Source organism: Evansella vedderi (genome assembly GCF_030813435.1).
GTDB classification, from domain to species: domain Bacteria; phylum Bacillota; class Bacilli; order Bacillales; family Salisediminibacteriaceae; genus Evansella; species Evansella vedderi.
In genome coordinates this window covers 61,381-78,441 of the sequence record NZ_JAUSUG010000022.1, presented here as the reverse complement: position 1 = coordinate 78,441, position 17,061 = coordinate 61,381, and the positions used below count along the sequence as shown (strand labels likewise).

Genomic DNA, 17,061 nt, shown 5'->3' with positions numbered 1-17,061 from the left:
AGGGTAAGTGTTTTTTGAGTCTGAGGGAATTCCAAGTTCAAATCCTTGCATCAGTATACAAAGGAACAAGGGGACAGGCTTCACTTGGGATTATCACTAAAGGAAAACAAGTAAAAGTTTTGGAAGAAGTTCAAGATGGGGAAGATGACTGGTTAAATATTCAAGTTGGGAGTGGAGATAATACGATTGAAGGTTGGGTTTTAACTAGATTTACAGTTAGGGATTCTAGAGAATTCTTATCTGATCCAAGCCTTTTTGAAGATGAGGAAATGAATGATTTCTTTACATCTCCAACCCTCTTTGAAGATAATACGGTAGTGGCCTATTACGGACACCCTAATTCTAGATTAATGGGAATTGTAGGACGACACTCTGTTCAAGAGCTTATACCTCTGTTAGAAAAGACAGCTGAAAAATACGAAACTGTTAATGGTGATAAAGGTGTCATTCCAGCAATTTACCTTATTTATGGAACGGTTCAGCCGGGAGGCGAAATTGGTAGAATGAATTTCGACCAAATGATGTCATACGTTGAGGAAACCTATAAGAATGGAGTCTTAGTCTATCTTGACCATCAAATGGGGAAATACCATCCTATCGATGCTCTTAATGAAATTTTGCCATTTCTGAGATATCCAAATGTCCATCTAGCGCTTGACCGGAATGGCGTACGAATAATCCAATGAGAGAGATAGGGTATTTATCTGACCATGAAATAAATCAAATTCAAGAAACAATGCGTGAATATATGATTGCCAAAAACATCCCAGGTGTAAGACAATTTGTTTTCCATCAGTTCGTTGAAAAGATGGTACCTGATATTGAAGTCATATCCGTTGATTATGATCCCGTGTTGCTTGTGCATAATACGTCAGGTTGGGGTCCACCTTCCGGAAAGATAGCGACCCACGCCACAAATTCCAAGGCAACGAATATACCATACAAAGGCTTTAAATTATGGTATTACTATTCTGATATACCAGGGGTCCACTATGATGATCCTTTAATGACTCCAGAAGAAGTTATGAATCTCAACCCGAAACCGGGGCTTGTTATTTATCAATAACTTGTACGAAAATAAGAACATTAAAATGGTTTTTGATACCTGGTATAGTTGATACTAAGTTAATTTCTTTGGCATAAGGGGCTGAAAAACAATTAAGGATTCAAGATTGGTCTTGTACTTTCAAGATGGGAACGAAAGAAAATCAGCGCTTTTTGCTGCGTTGTACAACCATACTATTCAATAGAAAGTGATATTACACAATTGGCATGATTTTGGAAGACCAAAGTCTAATTCCTCGTTAAATGTTAGTTTGATGTCTAACATTTACGGGGCAGTTCAAAGGAGGGTTAGGTTTTTTCACTTCAAAATTGTTGACAGAAACGTGAATCGTTCCTTCATGATGACAGACGGGGAGTGGAAATATATATGGTATGAAGTACTTTTTCATATCCTTGAGGATCCGAATGAAGTTTCAAACCTTGCTCATAAGAATTTAGAAAAGAGGCTGGAGTATCGGAATAAGTTAATTGATATATTAGCTGCACATGAACAGGACCCGCTTACAAAGACATGAAATTAATTTGATATTGCAACGGATTTGTGTGTGATGCTCTGTGTGAAGTATGGTTTATCAGATTTAGGCTTTTTATTAAGAATAGACTTGTTTTTAGCAAGATTGGAGTAATAGTTCAATTTATTTCAAAAAGAAATCGATCAACATTTACTGTTAGTTTCTAAAATTAATATTAATGTGTTATACATTTTTTGGGGAATTATTAACGTAAACATTAAAAATTCAAAACATTTCACAATATGAAATTTGTCTATCGATTAATGATATGTATTTTTAGTAAATGGATGGTACAAAGTAGAGAACTGCAAAAGGGGATGATAAAAAGCAAAAAATTCTCTGATAAAAATTAAAAAATTAATAGTATCCATGTAAACGGGTTCAGTTTTGGGAGACAAATTACGTTTCGCAATGATAATAACATTCAAAACGGAAAACTAATTAAGAGATGGAACGAACGCAAAAAAGCATCAAAAATAATACTATTTTCAATCAGTGTTTTTGTTTGATGGTAGAATTAAATTAGTGAAGGTAAGACTTTATACAGTGCAAAATAACTAGTAACAACACCTTTCCTACTTGATAGGGTAGATGCTGTTGCTTTTTGTTTGATTAGATGAAGGGAGTAGTTAGTTGGGCTCTCTGTTTTCTCTAGTTGATAAATAAGTGATATCATCATAATATAAGGAGGGCTGTGAGAATGGATACGATAATTTTTGACGTCGATGATACACTATATGATCAAGCACAATCTTTTCATAAAACGGTGAGGAAGCTTTTTCAAGAGCCATTTTCAAACGAAGAAATCGATCAATTATATAAAGCTAGTCGAAAGTATAGCGAGATTTTATTTGATCAAAGTGAAGCAGGTGAAATATCTCAATTTGAATGGCAAACCGGACGAATTATGGCTGCCTGTAAGGAATTTAACATCCCTATAGATACGGAAAAAGCGACTATTTTTCATGAAACGTATGTGACCGAACAAAAAAACATTACCTTGTTTCCGGAAGTCGAAGAACTACTAAATGTACTTTACAAAGAAGGGAAACAGCTTGGAATTCTTACAAATGGTGAAGAAAAACATCAAGCAATGAAAATTAAACAGCTCAGCCTTAGTCGTTGGATCCCAGCAGAAATGACGTTTATTTCTGGAACGATTGGTCATGCAAAGCCGAAAAGAGAAGTATTTGATTTTATTGAACAGAAATTGGACCTTGACCAAACCAAAACCGTGTATATCGGGGATAATTTTGAAAAAGATATTATCGGAGCAAAACAAGCAGGTTGGCAAGCGATCTGGATGAATCATCGTAAGAAAGATTTACCGACTAATGCTACCTATAAACCAGATAAAGAAGTGCATAGTGCCAAAGAGTTATTGGATTTATTTGTGAAAAAGGCTTAGTTCGTTATGGTAGGAATCAGCGATTGTCATCCTGGTTCCTATTTAGGTTTCCATTGAAAACTTCTAGAGATGGTACATTCTTGGGATTAAAGTGCCTGATCCCCAGTATAGGGGAGACGATTTACAAAGGGTGGATGGTTTCTCTTGGTTTGTATAGATTAATTTCTTATGATGACATGTTTATCAGTAATGTCCCAGCGGATTCATATGTTTTAATTAATGCGACAACTGCATTAGCTTATATTTTAGTTTCTATCTTTTTGGCAATGATTGGTTTATTAATAATCCTAAATGCTTTTTATTATATTTAGTTAACTGGAGTTATTATGCTAAATTATATTTGCACTAGCCCATTAAAGAGTAATGGGAATAGGAGTATTTAAATTTTACAGTAAGTTACCAAGGTAGATAAGGTAGTAAAATGCTATAATTAGTACTTATTACTATAATACTTTGAAATGTAAGGGGTTTCTTTTTCGTTTTTAGGGAGGAAATTAGATGTATTTTTCTTTAAGAAATCGTTTGTTTCTTATTTTTACATGCTTGCTTACCGTGCCAATCGTTATTTTATCTTTTATTATTCCAAGCTGGTTCACTTCTTTTATTAAAGAGCAAGCTCAAGATTTCTCTATAGAAATGATGGATCAGTATTCTTTATATGTAGATTCCATCACTTCGCAAGCAGAAGATCTAGGTAAACAGGTCCTTGTCAGTCAAACGACTCAACAGTGGCTAAGGGATCATTCAGAGGTTTCGTATATAGATGGGGAACGAAGTGTAAGAAATAATCAAATAAGAAACCTGCTCACCTCTATGAGAATAAACAATTCAAATGGCATGTCTATTTCTGTTTATCTTCATGATGGTACTGGGGTAGAGGGTAATCATTCTGCATTAAATGACATGAATTGGTACATCGACTTCATGGAAAACGGTCAATCCTATGTAAAGTCTCACATAGACCCTTATGAGCAACCATCGGTAAACAGCCACGTAAATAGCTTTATTTTACCTCTTTTTAATGTTGATACGTTAGTTCAAGGTGGAATAATTAAGGTTAATTTTCCAACAGAATTATTGGAAACTGCCTTAAGTAATATAGCCATTGGTCAAAGTGCACGAGGGTATCTTATTGATGAAAATGGAGCAAACGTGTTACAAGGGACCATTGAAACTCCAACGGAGGTACTAAGTGATAGTTTATCTAAAATAACTAGTGACGCTAATGATAGAGGATTAGTAGAAACGAATTACAATGGAGAGAATTACTTTATTTTTTTTCAAAAGCTTTCTGTCGGCAATTGGATACTTATTAGTGAAATAACAGAATCTGATTTGTTTGCTCAAGTAAATCAGATTCAACTTAATTTATTATTAACAAGTGGCATCGCTTTCTTGTTAACGCTTGTAGCATCTTACATGTTTTCTACCAATATTACAAGTCCTTTAGGGAATCTTGCAAAGGCTATGGGATACATGGAACGGGGGGATTTTTCAGGTGCAAAAAAATTTATACCAACGATAAAATCTCAAAATGACGAAGTTGGTTACTTAGTGAGAGTGTTCGATCAAACCATTGATAAGTTGAAAAACATGATTGAAACAGAGTATGAGGCTAATCTCCGTCGAAAGGACGCGGAGTACAAAGCATTGCTACTTCAAATTAATCCTCACTTTTTAAATAATACCCTTGAGATTATTGGTGGATTGGCTGTTCAAGGGGAAAACCAAAAGGTTATGAATGTTAGTGTCTACTTGGGGAAAATGATGCGATACTCACTAGATACAAAAAGTAATATTGTGAAGTTAGGCGAGGAATTAAACTATATTCGCAGCTACACTGAAATTTTAAAGCTAAGGTACGAAGATACCATATTTGTTCAAGTTGAAGAAGATCCTGAAACAAAAGGAATTTCGATTATAAAGTTTATTCTGCAACCACTTGTTGAAAACGCAGTGAAATATAGCTTTAGGGAAAAGGAGTATGCAGAAATATATATTAAAACGAAGATAAATAGTAATCAATTAATTATTGTTGTTGAGGATAAAGGGATTGGTATGTCTGAAAAGGTCATTAAAGATCTGATGGCTCATCAAGAAAATAATAATGAAACAAGTAATGTTTTAGATAGTAAAGGGACGAGCATTGGACTTAAAAATGTCCTTGGGCGGTTAAAGCTGTATTATGGTGAGGATTTTTCATATAAGATTGAAACCAAAAATAATGTAGGGACCAAAATTATTTTGAATATCCAATTAAAAAGGAGGGATCTAGTTGCTGAAGGTCATGATAACGGATGATGAAATCCAAATACGAAAAGGATTAAGAATGAAGGTAGATTGGAAAGATGAGGGGTTTGAAATAGTACAGGAAGCATCCAATGGCCAAGAAGCGTTGGCATTACTCCAAACGACAGAGGTGGATGTAGTCCTTACAGATATTCGAATGCCTAAGATGGATGGAATAGAATTAGCAAAACGCTGTAATGAAGAATTTCCTCATATTAAGGTTATCGTATTATCTGGTTACTCTGAATTCGAGTATGTACGAAGTACCATGAAGGAGGGAGTAAAGGATTACTTGTTAAAACCAGTTGCCCCTGATGAACTGGTGGAAGTATTAAGGAAGGTTCGTAAGGAAATTGAGGATGAGAAGAAGAAACTAGCAGAATCTGCTCAAATACGCTGGCTTGCGAGTACCCATCTTCAAGAGGTACAAGAACAATATTTACTCCATTTAGTAAAGGAAGAATGGTTTGAACTGAATATGGTTCATGAAAGACTACGGCAGCTTCATTTAGAGGAACTATCCCATGAGCGTGTGAAAGTACGGTTTTTATCAGTAGAAATGAGAGAATATGATGAAAATCCAGCTAGATTGAAGGAAATGTGGCTGCCTTTTAAAATGCTTTGTAAGGAAATAGTACAGACCCATACAGGAACTTATACTTTTTATGATCCAAGTCATCCAAATATGATTCAACTTATTCATCTTATAGAGTCTAATAATGATAGTACTACAACCTTAGTAAAAGAAATACAAAAAAACGTAAAATCATTGTTGAATGTGGAGACTGTAATTGGAATTGGAAATATGGTATCAGGAATTAGGGAATTTAAAACTGGTTATATTTCAAGCCTGCTTGCTTGGAGTCAAAGTCAAATCGGCTCCCTGTCACAAGTTATTGATGAGACAGAGATAAAGGAGGAAATTTTTGAGTTTCCAGTTGATTTTGAGAGAAAGTTAACCAATGCTATTGAAAATGCAGACTTCCCATCCTTTAAGGAAAAACTGAACAATTTTATGGGGGAAACGGAAAAACAATCTATATTATCCTTTTCGTATATGGCTAATCGGGTGCTCTTTCTATTAGGTTCCTTGGCAAAGAAATATGATATGGAAACGAAAGATATTCAAAACACGCTTTGGAATTGCCAACAAAGTATTTGGGAACTAAATTCTCAACGTAAAGTTATTAAACATCTTTACCAATTAGCAGAGTCCATTATTGAAAAGGTACGCTTGACCCGTTTTTCCAATGGAAAATTAATTGTGGATAGTATACGTAATTATTTGGACAAGCATTATGCCAATGAAATTTCCTTAACTACATTATCTGAGTTATTTCATATAAACAGTGCTCATTTATCAGAAACTTTCAAAAATCATATTGGGAAAAACTTTAGCGATTATCTTGTTAATGTGCGGATCGAAAAGGCTAAACAATATCTTAATGATAAAGAGCTGAAAATAATTGATGTAGCTAACTTAGTTGGTTTTTCTAGTTCAGGTTATTTTAGTACTGTATTTAAAAAACATGTTGGTCAAACACCTGTGGAATTTCGAAACTCCATTGATGAAATAGATTAAGAGAAGGGGGATGGATATGAAAAAATGGTTTGTTATCAATATTTCAGCGGCCATTATCTTATTTGGTATTTCCTACTCAATTATTCTACTTTCTAGTGAACGAGGAGTAGAGGATGATCGTAATGTTCAAGAACAAATAGAATTGACTTTTTTACGGAATCTAGGTAATGATGCATTTAATAAAGCATATGAGGAATTAGTTTCAGCCTTTGAAGCGACCTATCCACATATTAAAATTAATATGAAGTCAATGCATTGGGCGAATGAATATGAATTAAGGTTACGTACAGAATTAATTACCGGAAATCCTCCTGATATCATGGCTATCGATAGCCCAAATTTATCACTTTATGCTAATTCAGGATTGTTATTATCATTAGATCAATATATGAGAGAAGAAGGAAATATAGAGGATATTCCTGATCGGATACTTAATGGAATGAGTTTCAATGGTGAGTTATTTCTTGTTCCTATCGTCGAGTCAAGCATAGCGTTATTTTACAATAAGCATTTGTTCGACGAGGCAGCAATCCCGTATCCTTCAAAGAATCCAAACAATCCTTTAACGTGGGAGGAAGTATTAGAGATAGCAAAAATGATTAGCAATCCAGAACAGGATGTTTATGGAATTGACCCAGCACAAGGGTTTGGTGAAGGGGAAGGTGCAGCTTATTTTAAAATGCCGATCCTCTGGCAATTCGGTGCAGATATAATTAATCCTAATGGGGAAACTGCCGATGGTTATTTAAATTCAAAGGAAGCTTTGGAAGCATTACAATTTTATCAAGACTTATATCAATTACATCAAGTTGCAACTCCTGAATTGCCACCTGCACCACTAGAAAATAACCAGCTTGGAATGACTGTATTGGGCTCTTGGCATCTGTCGGAATTGGAGAGGGATCATGATTTTAAATTAGGGGAAGATTTCGGAGTGGCACCTTTGCCAATGGAGAAATATCAAGTTACTCCGAATGGTGGCTGGGCCCTTGGAATATCATCTGATACAAAGAATCCATACGAGGCTTGGCAATTTGTAAATTTTGCTACAGGTTTTGAAGGATCAAAGAGGTTTGTGGAAATTACGGGTGATCTGCCTGTAAGATATTCAGTTGCAAATGAGTTTCCTGAACTACAAGAATACCCAAAAAATATATTTGTACAACAATTGCAAAATAATTCTAGGAACCGTCCTATAACTCCCGCTTATCCTGTTGTGAGCGATGCCATTAAGGTATTATTTGAGGAAGTCGGTAAGGATGGAAGAGATGTGGAAGCAGCTGCTAATGCTGCAGTGGAAAGAATAAATACAGGGTTAAGACAAATCAAAGTACCATAGAAAGAAGGATCCTTTAGTCTAACAACTAGGGGATCCTTTTATATTTTTTCTGAATGTGTATAACAGTAGTTGAATAATCGTCTAGCTTCATGCACCATCGGCTCGAGAAAATTTCTGCCCGAATAAAACAAAAAAGCACTTTTTATCGGTCAGAGCATTTTTCGTTCGAATAGGCAACGCGCGCGTTGCCGCTTCGATAGGCAGGCGCATTGCACTTTTTTTCTGACCGGTTTCAATTCCGAAAATTTTAAATTACCATTACCGAAAATATTGAAATAGTCTTTCAAACGATTTTGCTATATTAAAGTTAAGAAAGCGTTGTCTTCTAAAAACATTTTTAAGGGGGGATATTCATGGCTAAACCAGAGGACGCTTTGGTAAAGACAACAAGCGTTGATCAATTACCTAAGATTAAAAAAAGGAAAGAAAGCCGTTTAAATTATATCAAGCGAAATTATATTTTATATTTATTCCTTGCTCCTGCCGTAGTATCGGTATTTATTTTTAACTATATACCAATGTACGGAGTGCTGATTGCCTTTCAGAATTTCAGCGTAATGAGGGGGATTTGGGGTAGTGATTGGGTTGGATTAGCACACTTTACAAGCTTTTTGACTTCTCCTAACTTTTTTCAAATTTTCTTGAATACGATCAAATTAAGTTCCTATGAACTTATTATTGGGTTTCCTGTCCCAGTATTATTAGCTCTCATGTTAAATCAGGTGAGAAGAGCAGGGATAAAAAAGAACATTCAATTAGTGATTTATGCACCATATTTTATTTCTACAGTGGTCATAGCCGGTATGTTGTTTATGTTTCTATCACCAGCAGGACCAATTAATTCGTTATTAGGACTGTTCATGGATAGGCCGATTTCCTTTATGTCTGAGCCAGACTATTTTAGAACAATTTTCATTGCTTCTGGAATATGGCAAGGTGCTGGATTTGCATCCATCGTGTATGTTGCAGCACTTTCGAATACTGATCCACAGTTACATGATGCGGCTACTATTGACGGGGCATCCCTGTTACAGAGAATTTGGCATATCGACATTCAAGTCCTTAAACCAGTGATGGCTGTTCTCTTTATTTTAGCAATTGGAGGCATCATGGGAGTAGGGTTCGAAAAAGCCTACTTACTACAAACAGACAGGAACTTACCAGCGTCTGAAATTATTGATACGTATGTTTATAAACGAGGATTATTAGCTGGTGATTGGTCATTCGGGGCAGCAGTTGGTTTGTTCAACACGATTATTGGTTTGATCTTGTTAGTAACTGCCAATCAAGTAGTGAAAAGACTTAAAGGAGAAACACTTTATTAAGAAAGGAGGAGATAAATACAATGAGTAAGTTAAAATCAAATCAACTATTAAATAGCTCAAAAACAGATAAATTAATACTTTTTATCAACAAAGTATTTTTGAGTTTAATTGTGGTCATTGTTACAGTTCCTCTTTTGTATGTTTTACTTGGATCATTTTTACAACCTCACATTTTGTTAACAAGAGGAATTTCATTTGACCCAGCTCATTGGACTTTAGATGGGTATATACGAATCTTTCAGGATGGAACAATTATGAGAGGCTTCTTTAACTCTATTATTTATGCTACAGGGTTTACCTTAGTGGGTATTACCTTTACCATCCTTGCTGGATACTCGTTATCGGTGGATGAGCTAGTTGGGAAAAAGTTCTTTGTTATCTTCTTTCTGTTTGCTATGTTCTTTAACGGGGGAATGATACCAACCTATTTAGTTGTGAGATCTTTAGGACTTCTGAATACACCATGGGCAATCATTTTGCCAGGAGCAGTTGGTGTCTGGAACCTTATTTTAGCCAGGACGTATTTTAAAGCGATTCCAAATGAACTGAAAGAAGCGGCAAGAATTGATGGAGCATCAGATTTCATGATCTTTTGGAAAATCATCTTACCTTTAGCTAAACCGATTATTTTTGTTCTCGCACTATTTGCTTTTATCGGACAATGGAATGCTTATTTCCAAGCGATGATTTATCTTGATGATCGATCCCTTTATCCATTGCAATTAGTGTTACGTGAAATTCTAATCCAGAACGAAGTGCAACCTGGTATGATTGCAGACCAACTTGCTAGAGCTGAGATGCAAAGAATTGCAGAAATGATTAAATATTCATCTATTGTTATTGCTAGTTTACCTTTATTAATTATGTATCCATTCTTCCAAAAGTACTTTGAAAAAGGTGTAATGGTAGGTTCCTTAAAATAAAAGACAATTTAGAAAAGTGAGGGGTATGTTATGAAAAAAATAGTTAAAACATTGTCAGCGTTCGCAATAGGAGGAGCACTTCTTGTAGGGTGTGGAGGTAATGAAGAAAAAACATGGTCACCAGATTATGAACTATCAGATATTTCGTTCCCATTAGAGGAGGAAGGTATTTCATTAAAAATCATGACATCAAGTTCCACGTTAGCTCCTGATGATCCAAATGAAAAGTTGATTTACCAACGTTTAGAAGAGAAAACTGGGGTTCAAATTGAGTGGAGAAACTTCACTGGGGAAACATTTGGTGAGAGAAGAAACTTAGCGATGGCAACTGGTGAAATGCCAGATGCAATTAAGAATGCAGCTTTTAGTGATTATGAATTATTAAATTTAGCAGAAGACGGTGCTATTATCGCACTTAACGATTTAATAGAGAATTATATGCCAAATTTACAGGCTGTTCTTGAGCAAGCACCAGAATATTTAGGGATGATGACTGCTCCAGATGGTAACATTTATGCATTCCCTTGGATTGAAGAGTTAGGGGAAGGTAGGGAAAGTATTCACTCAGTAGATAATTTCCCTTGGATCAATGTAGAGTGGTTAGATCAATTAGGGTTAGATATGCCAACAACCACTGATGAATTAAAAGACGTATTAATTGCTTTTAGAGATAATGATCCAGCTGGAAACGGACAAACCATTCCTATGTCCTTTATCATCAATGATGGCGGACAAGATCCAGGCTTTCTATTTGGTTCATTCGGTCTAGGGGATAACTGGGATCGTACGGTGGTAACTAATGATGGGGAAGTATTATTAACTGCTGCAGATGAAGGGTATATTGATGCTATTAATTTCATGAATGAGTTATACGAAGAGAGATTAATAGATATTGAGGCATTTGAACATGATTGGCCTGCGTATGTTGCGAAAGGGCAAGAGGGTCGTTATGGTATGTATTTCACATGGGATAAGGCTAATATCACAGGGATGAATGACACATTTGATTTAATGCCTCCATTGTATGGGCCAGATGGACATAAGAATGTCACAAGAACAAATGGAATGGGCTTTGACCGTTCTAGAATGGTTATTACAAGTGCAAATCAAAATCTTGAATTAACAGCAAAATGGATTGATCAATTATATGATCCACACCAATCAGTACAAAATAACTGGGGTACTTTCGGTGATGATGAGCTTCAAAACATCTTTGAATGGGATGAAAGTGCACAAATGTTACGACACCTTGATTTAGAAGGAACAGCACCTGTAGAGTTAAGAGAGAAAACTTCAGTAGGTGGGCCTTTAGCTATTCTAGACAGCTACTATGGTACAGTTACAACGAAGCCGGATGATGCAGCTTGGAGACTTGGTTTGATGGAAAAAGTTATGGTTCCACATATGCAAGCAGATAATATTTATCCAAGAGTATTTTTCGACAAAGAGGAACTGGATCGACTTGCAACTATTGAAGCTGATTTAATACCCTATGTAAATAGGAAAAGGGCAGAGTGGATTTCAAATGGTAGAGTAGAAGAAGAGTGGGCAGACTATTTAATTGAGTTAGATCGTCTAGGCTTACAAGAGTGGTTAGAAATTAAACAGGCAGGATATGATCGCGCCACAACTGATAAAGACTAAAGGAGGTTATTCATTTGACAACCCAAGATCTGCAAAAATATAGACCGCAATTACACTTTGCACCAAAGGCAAATTGGATGAATGATCCTAATGGATTAGTATACTTCAAGGGTGAATATCATCTATTCTTTCAATATAATCCAAATGACAGCGTTTGGGGTCCCATGCATTGGGGCCACGCTGTCAGTAAAGATATGATCACATGGGAAGAGCTTGACATTGCTTTATATCCAGATGAACATGGGACGATATTCTCGGGAAGTGCTGTTGTAGATTGGAATAATACTACTGGATTTTTCCCAGATGAACCTGGTTTAGTGGCTATTTTTACACACCATATTCATCGTGAAGGAGAACAGCCTTCTCAATCGCAAAGCTTAGCCTATAGCCATGATTTAGGGAGAACATGGAAAAAGTATGGTGGGAACCCTGTCCTTGGTCATGAATCAAAAATGGATTTCCGAGATCCTAAAGTATTTTGGCATAAGGAAACAGCGAGATGGATCATGGCACTAGCTACTGGCCAAACTATTTCCTTCTATTCTTCTTCAAACTTAATTGACTGGAAGTTTGAAAGTGAATTTGGTGAAGGTATCGGATCCCATGATGGTGTATGGGAATGCCCTGATTTATTTAAATTACAAGTTGAAGACAGTGAGGAAGAAAAATGGTTTTTAATAGTAAGTATTGGAGATAATCCTGCGTTTGCAGAAGGATCTCGTACACAGTATTTTGTTGGTTCCTTCAATGGTTCCAATTTCGTAGCAGAGCATGATGATATTAAATGGCTCGATTTTGGAAGAGATAACTATGCAGGTGTAAGCTTCTCTGATATTCCTGAAGAGGACGGAAGACGTATTTACCTTGGCTGGATGAGTAATTGGCGTTATGCGAACCATGTTCCAACAGAAGGCTGGAGAAGTCAAATGACAATACCAAGAGAACTATCTCTTCGAAAAACTAGTGAAGGATTTAAAGTTGTTCAAAAGCTAGTAAAGGAGTTAGACGCTTATTTTTCTAAAGAAAAAGAGGTTAATGATGCTGTTATTGAAGGGACGGAAACTTTTAAAATAGAAGCTCCATATTTAGATTTAGTAATGAATTTTGAAAATGTGGATGCAACGAAATTTGGTATGACCCTTGAACATACAGCAGATCAATATACTTCTATTTCGTTTGATGCGGAGAAAAATTTGTTAGTATTAGATCGAAAGACATCTGGTGATATAGATTTTTCAGAAATGTTCTCCAACGAACAATTGGTGAAAATAGAAAATACCGATAATGTTCAAGTTCGTCTTTTATTGGATACCTCGTCCGTTGAACTACTTATAAACGATGGGGAGTATGCCTTAACTAGCTTAATCTACCCAGACAAAGTATGTGAAGCAATTTCCCTGTTCACTTCCAATGGGTCTATGAAAGTATCTAATAGTTATATCTCCATCCCTAGTAAGTGATTTCTAATAGGTATTAACGGAACACTAATTAAAAAAATTAGAAAGGGAGGAGCTGTTTACATGTTTCCTCCCTTGTTATCTAATAGCAAGAGATAAGAAAAATATGAATCGGTATAGAGGGGAGCAGGTAAATGGTCATCAAAGGGAATAGAAATTCATCTGTTGTTTGTTTGGGAGAGTTATTAATTGATTTTTTCTGTACAAATGTGGGGACAGATTTGGTTAAAGGACAGAATTTCGAGAAGCAGGCGGGGGGGGCCCCTGCCAATGTATGTGCTACCATTGTTAAATTAGGGGGATCCGCCCTGTTCAGCGGGAAGGTAGGAAATGATCCCTTTGGTCATTTTTTGAAAAATACGTTGGAGGAAGTCGGTGTAGATACTTCGATGCTATTGCTAGATGAAAACAATCTAACCACATTAGCTTTTGTCTCCTTGAAGGAAAATGGCGAAAGGGATTTTATATTCAATCGAGGTGCAGATGCCAATTTAAAAGAAGATGAGATAGATAAAGAAAAAATGAGCAGTGCTAGTATTTTGCATTTTGGTTCAGCAACAGCCCTATTAGAGGAACCATTTCAATCCACCTATCTTAATTCAATATGCTCTGCTAAAAAAGAAGGTCAGTTTATTTCCTTTGATCCTAACTATAGAGCAGATCTTTGGAAGGGTAAGGTAGAGAAGTTTGTGGAGTTGGCGAAGGAAGGAATCTCTTCAGCGGACTTTGTGAAGGTTAGTAATGATGAGCTTAACATCATTTCAGGTGAGGATGAAATAGCTAATGGGGTTCAACGCCTTCACAGGTTGGGTGCCAATACAGTAGCAGTTACATTAGGAAAAAATGGTACATTACTCTCAAATGGGAAAGAGCAACAAATCATTCCAAGTATAAAAGTAAAATCCATAGATTCCACAGGTGCAGGAGATGCCTTTGTAGGTGCAATGCTTTTCCAATTTTCTAAAGAAAATGAACCAAAAACGGTCTTAGAAGATTTTGAACGGTTGATAAAGATGACACTAATTAGTAATAAAGTAGGAGCTGTTGTTTGTACAAGGCTGGGAGCAATAACAGCAATTCCAACACTTGAAGAAGTGATTTGAGGTTTTCTCTTAGAAGAATGCTAATAGGAAAAGTTATTTAAAACTTTTTAGGAGGACACATCATGTTTGGGACACAATGGTATATTCGACTTGGAAATTGGGGATTCAACTTACTACTATTAAATATTCTATGGGTTTTATTCTCTTGTATAGGGTTAATTATCGTTGGGATATTTCCTGCTACTGCAGCATTATTTGCTGTTTTGAGAGAGTTAATTATGGAGGATGCTGATACTCCTGTTTTCAAACTTTTCTGGAGTAAATTTAAAGCTGAATTTATCCAATCAAATATTCTCGGGTATATTGTAATCCTAGTTGGGGTCGTATTATATGTTGATTTAAGAGTACTCCATCAATTAGACAGTGGCTTACTTCAATTAACCTTAGCTAGTATAACAGTTGTTATTGGTTTCGCCTATCTATTGATATTATTATACATTTTCCCTGTGTTTGTTCACTTTAACCTAAAGCTTTGGCAATACCCGAAACATGCGTTAATATTAGCTATTGGCAGACCATTCCATACGATAACGTTGTTTGCAGGAATTGCTATTATTATTTTAATATATTTAGCTGTACCTGCTTTGATTTTTGCAATAGGAATGAGCTTAATTAGTTTCATTATGATGAAAGTAGCCTCGATGTCTCTTCCAAGAAAAAACATAGCATTCTAATATTGTTTCTGTAGCAGACCCTATTGATACTACAATACAACGGAAGCTGTATATTTAAGTACAATAAATATTAATTAATTGTCACGAATACTCTAGGTAAACTCTAGTTCTAAAGTTCCCTAGTCCAACTAGAAGTTTGCTAGAACATTTGTATACTAAATAAGTTAACGTTATGGAATAAGCGGAAGTTGAATTGACTGCCGCTTATTTATTTGTTTAACAACTACTGAACAGTAGACGGATAGTGTACAGCAATTGTCTTTATCTATTTGTGAGTTTAAAACGAGGTACTAAAGCTTACGAGATAGTAAATAGAAAAAAATCGTCAGGGCTTTAGGCACTGATTTTTATATTTTTTCGGTGTGGTTCCAGTGTACTTTTTAAATACTTTAGTAAAATGGCTTTGGTCATGAAAGTTAAGCCATGTATAGATTTCCGATAAGGGATAATTAGAATGTGTGAGGAGCTTTTTCGCCTCTTCCACTTTCTGTTTAAGGATATATTCCGTAATAGATGTACCTACCTCTTTTTTAAACAAAGCTGATAAATAGTTTTGATGCAGATTCACTACCTTGGCCAGTTGTACTAACGTAATTTCTTCATAAAGATGTTTAAAAATATAGGACTGACACTCAATAATGGGAGTCGTGTATTTGTGATGCTTCACCTCATTTACCCGATCTGTAAAATCACATAAAGCTTCCCTTAGATAGATCTGTACCTCTAACGCACTCTTAATGTCTTCTAACCCTTGTATATAGAGATCACTCATGGTGTAAGCCATTTCAGGGTGGAGTCCACCGTCAATGGCGTAACGAGTTGCTAGCGTGATGGCTGATATAGCTAAGTTCTTTTCACTCCTAAGATGGCTTTTCTTTGAAAGAACTCCTGGTTTCCCTTCAGACTCAGGAACAACAAATTTATTTATGAGATCTTCTTTACGCCCCTCTTTCACACATTGCATCAACATTTGTTCCCATTGAAAGGAGGCATGAAAGGAAATTTCCTGCCTGTTTTTTGACACGTGTAAATCAGGATTTTCTTCAATGGTAACGTTATTTGTCAGCATGGTATCCTTTTGAATAACGTCCGTAACGGAGAGTCGCTTCGAATACAGGAGATAAGTCGCTAGAAGACCTGCGTGGAGCAGGGTGAGCTTATTTATCACTGGTAAAGATTCATAGTATTCCTTCAAGGTATCCCCTGATATTCTCACCTGAAAATCATTTAGTAGCCCGTAGATGGTTTCCTCCGCAATAGGGGAGTAGACGGACGGACCTAATATCCATGCTCCTTCAAATTTATCGTTGTTTCCCACTTTAATAGAGATAAAGTTCTCTAGGAAGTTCGTTGTTCTTAAAACAGGAACATGCAAGGGATCATTGAAAAAATCTAGCTGTGTAAATAATTCATCGTAGGAGGGATATATAGGATTACTCGTAAAGATTGCCGGAAACCCTGTAATAACCTCTAAGTCCTTATTTATGTAAAAAACAGGGATATGCACTGTTTCATAAATAAGTTTGCTAAAGTATTCTATGTCCTCTATGTCCCGCAGCATGGCTTCCATAAATAAATACCTCCCATTCCCAAAACTACAATTTCTCAACGCTCTCTTTTTTTATTTTGAAAACGTTTCAAAATAAATTATATTTTTACCAAAAAAAATATATTAATACTAAAACCTTACTATGAAAACGATTAAAATTCAAATAAAGAAAGAGAAAAAAGTGCTAATAG

Annotated in this window: 14 protein-coding genes; 13 read left to right on the top strand and 1 reads right to left on the bottom strand. The window is 35.8% G+C overall.

The annotated features are described in order from the left end of the window. Nucleotides 1-14: 14 nt before the first annotated feature. From J2S74_RS22030 to J2S74_RS21970, 13 genes are all read left to right on the top strand, one after another. On the top strand, nt 15-686 hold the full coding sequence (locus J2S74_RS22030) for an SH3 domain-containing protein (protein ID WP_307330203.1): 672 nt from the start codon (nt 15-17) through the stop codon (nt 684-686). Continuing rightward, on the top strand, nt 683-1,066 hold the full coding sequence (locus J2S74_RS22025; protein ID WP_307330201.1) for a hypothetical protein: 384 nt from the start codon (nt 683-685) through the stop codon (nt 1,064-1,066). The genes J2S74_RS22030 and J2S74_RS22025 overlap by 4 nt, the downstream gene beginning before the upstream one ends. Nucleotides 1,067-1,319: 253 nt before the next feature. After that, on the top strand, nt 1,320-1,580 hold the full coding sequence (locus J2S74_RS22020; protein WP_307330199.1) for a hypothetical protein: 261 nt from the start codon (nt 1,320-1,322) through the stop codon (nt 1,578-1,580). A 697-nt stretch (nt 1,581-2,277) separates the two neighbouring features. Further along, entirely contained in the window at nt 2,278-2,985 is a 708-nt protein-coding gene (locus J2S74_RS22015; protein ID WP_307330196.1) for an HAD family hydrolase, read from the top strand. A gap of 498 nt (nt 2,986-3,483) precedes the next feature. After that, complete coding sequence (locus J2S74_RS22010; RefSeq protein ID WP_307330193.1) at nt 3,484-5,286, top strand: sensor histidine kinase; 1,803 nt, start codon at nt 3,484-3,486, stop codon at nt 5,284-5,286. Next, nucleotides 5,261-6,856 carry a response regulator transcription factor gene (locus J2S74_RS22005; RefSeq protein WP_307330190.1) on the top strand — a complete coding sequence of 532 codons (1,596 nt, stop codon included), beginning with the start codon at nt 5,261-5,263 and terminating at the stop codon, nt 6,854-6,856. The genes J2S74_RS22010 and J2S74_RS22005 overlap by 26 nt, the downstream gene beginning before the upstream one ends. 16 nt (nt 6,857-6,872) lie before the next feature. Continuing rightward, entirely contained in the window at nt 6,873-8,195 is a 1,323-nt protein-coding gene (locus J2S74_RS22000) for an ABC transporter substrate-binding protein (protein WP_307330187.1), read from the top strand. A gap of 353 nt (nt 8,196-8,548) precedes the next feature. Next, nucleotides 8,549-9,520 (top strand): ABC transporter permease, encoded by a 972-nt coding sequence (locus J2S74_RS21995; RefSeq protein ID WP_307330185.1) that lies wholly within the window; start codon nt 8,549-8,551, stop codon nt 9,518-9,520. A 20-nt stretch (nt 9,521-9,540) separates the two neighbouring features. Continuing rightward, nucleotides 9,541-10,443 carry a carbohydrate ABC transporter permease gene (locus tag J2S74_RS21990; RefSeq protein WP_307330183.1) on the top strand — a complete coding sequence of 301 codons (903 nt, stop codon included), beginning with the start codon at nt 9,541-9,543 and terminating at the stop codon, nt 10,441-10,443. Between the two features lie 30 nt (nt 10,444-10,473). Then, nucleotides 10,474-12,087, top strand: coding sequence for a type 2 periplasmic-binding domain-containing protein (locus J2S74_RS21985; protein ID WP_307330180.1), 1,614 nt, complete (start codon nt 10,474-10,476; stop codon nt 12,085-12,087). A 14-nt stretch (nt 12,088-12,101) separates the two neighbouring features. Beyond that, nucleotides 12,102-13,547, top strand: a complete 1,446-nt coding sequence (locus tag J2S74_RS21980) for a glycoside hydrolase family 32 protein (protein ID WP_307330177.1) — start codon at nt 12,102-12,104, stop codon at nt 13,545-13,547. Between the two features lie 131 nt (nt 13,548-13,678). Then, entirely contained in the window at nt 13,679-14,647 is a 969-nt protein-coding gene (locus J2S74_RS21975; protein WP_307330175.1) for a carbohydrate kinase family protein, read from the top strand. Nucleotides 14,648-14,709: 62 nt separating this feature from the next. Then, nucleotides 14,710-15,321, top strand: coding sequence for a YesL family protein (locus tag J2S74_RS21970; RefSeq protein ID WP_307330172.1), 612 nt, complete (start codon nt 14,710-14,712; stop codon nt 15,319-15,321). Nucleotides 15,322-15,646: 325 nt separating this feature from the next. Here the strand turns inward: J2S74_RS21970 and J2S74_RS21965 are convergent, their stop codons facing one another. After that, on the bottom strand, nt 15,647-16,891 hold the full coding sequence (locus tag J2S74_RS21965; protein ID WP_307330169.1) for a helix-turn-helix domain-containing protein: 1,245 nt from the start codon (nt 16,889-16,891) through the stop codon (nt 15,647-15,649). Nucleotides 16,892-17,061: the final 170 nt, after the last annotated feature.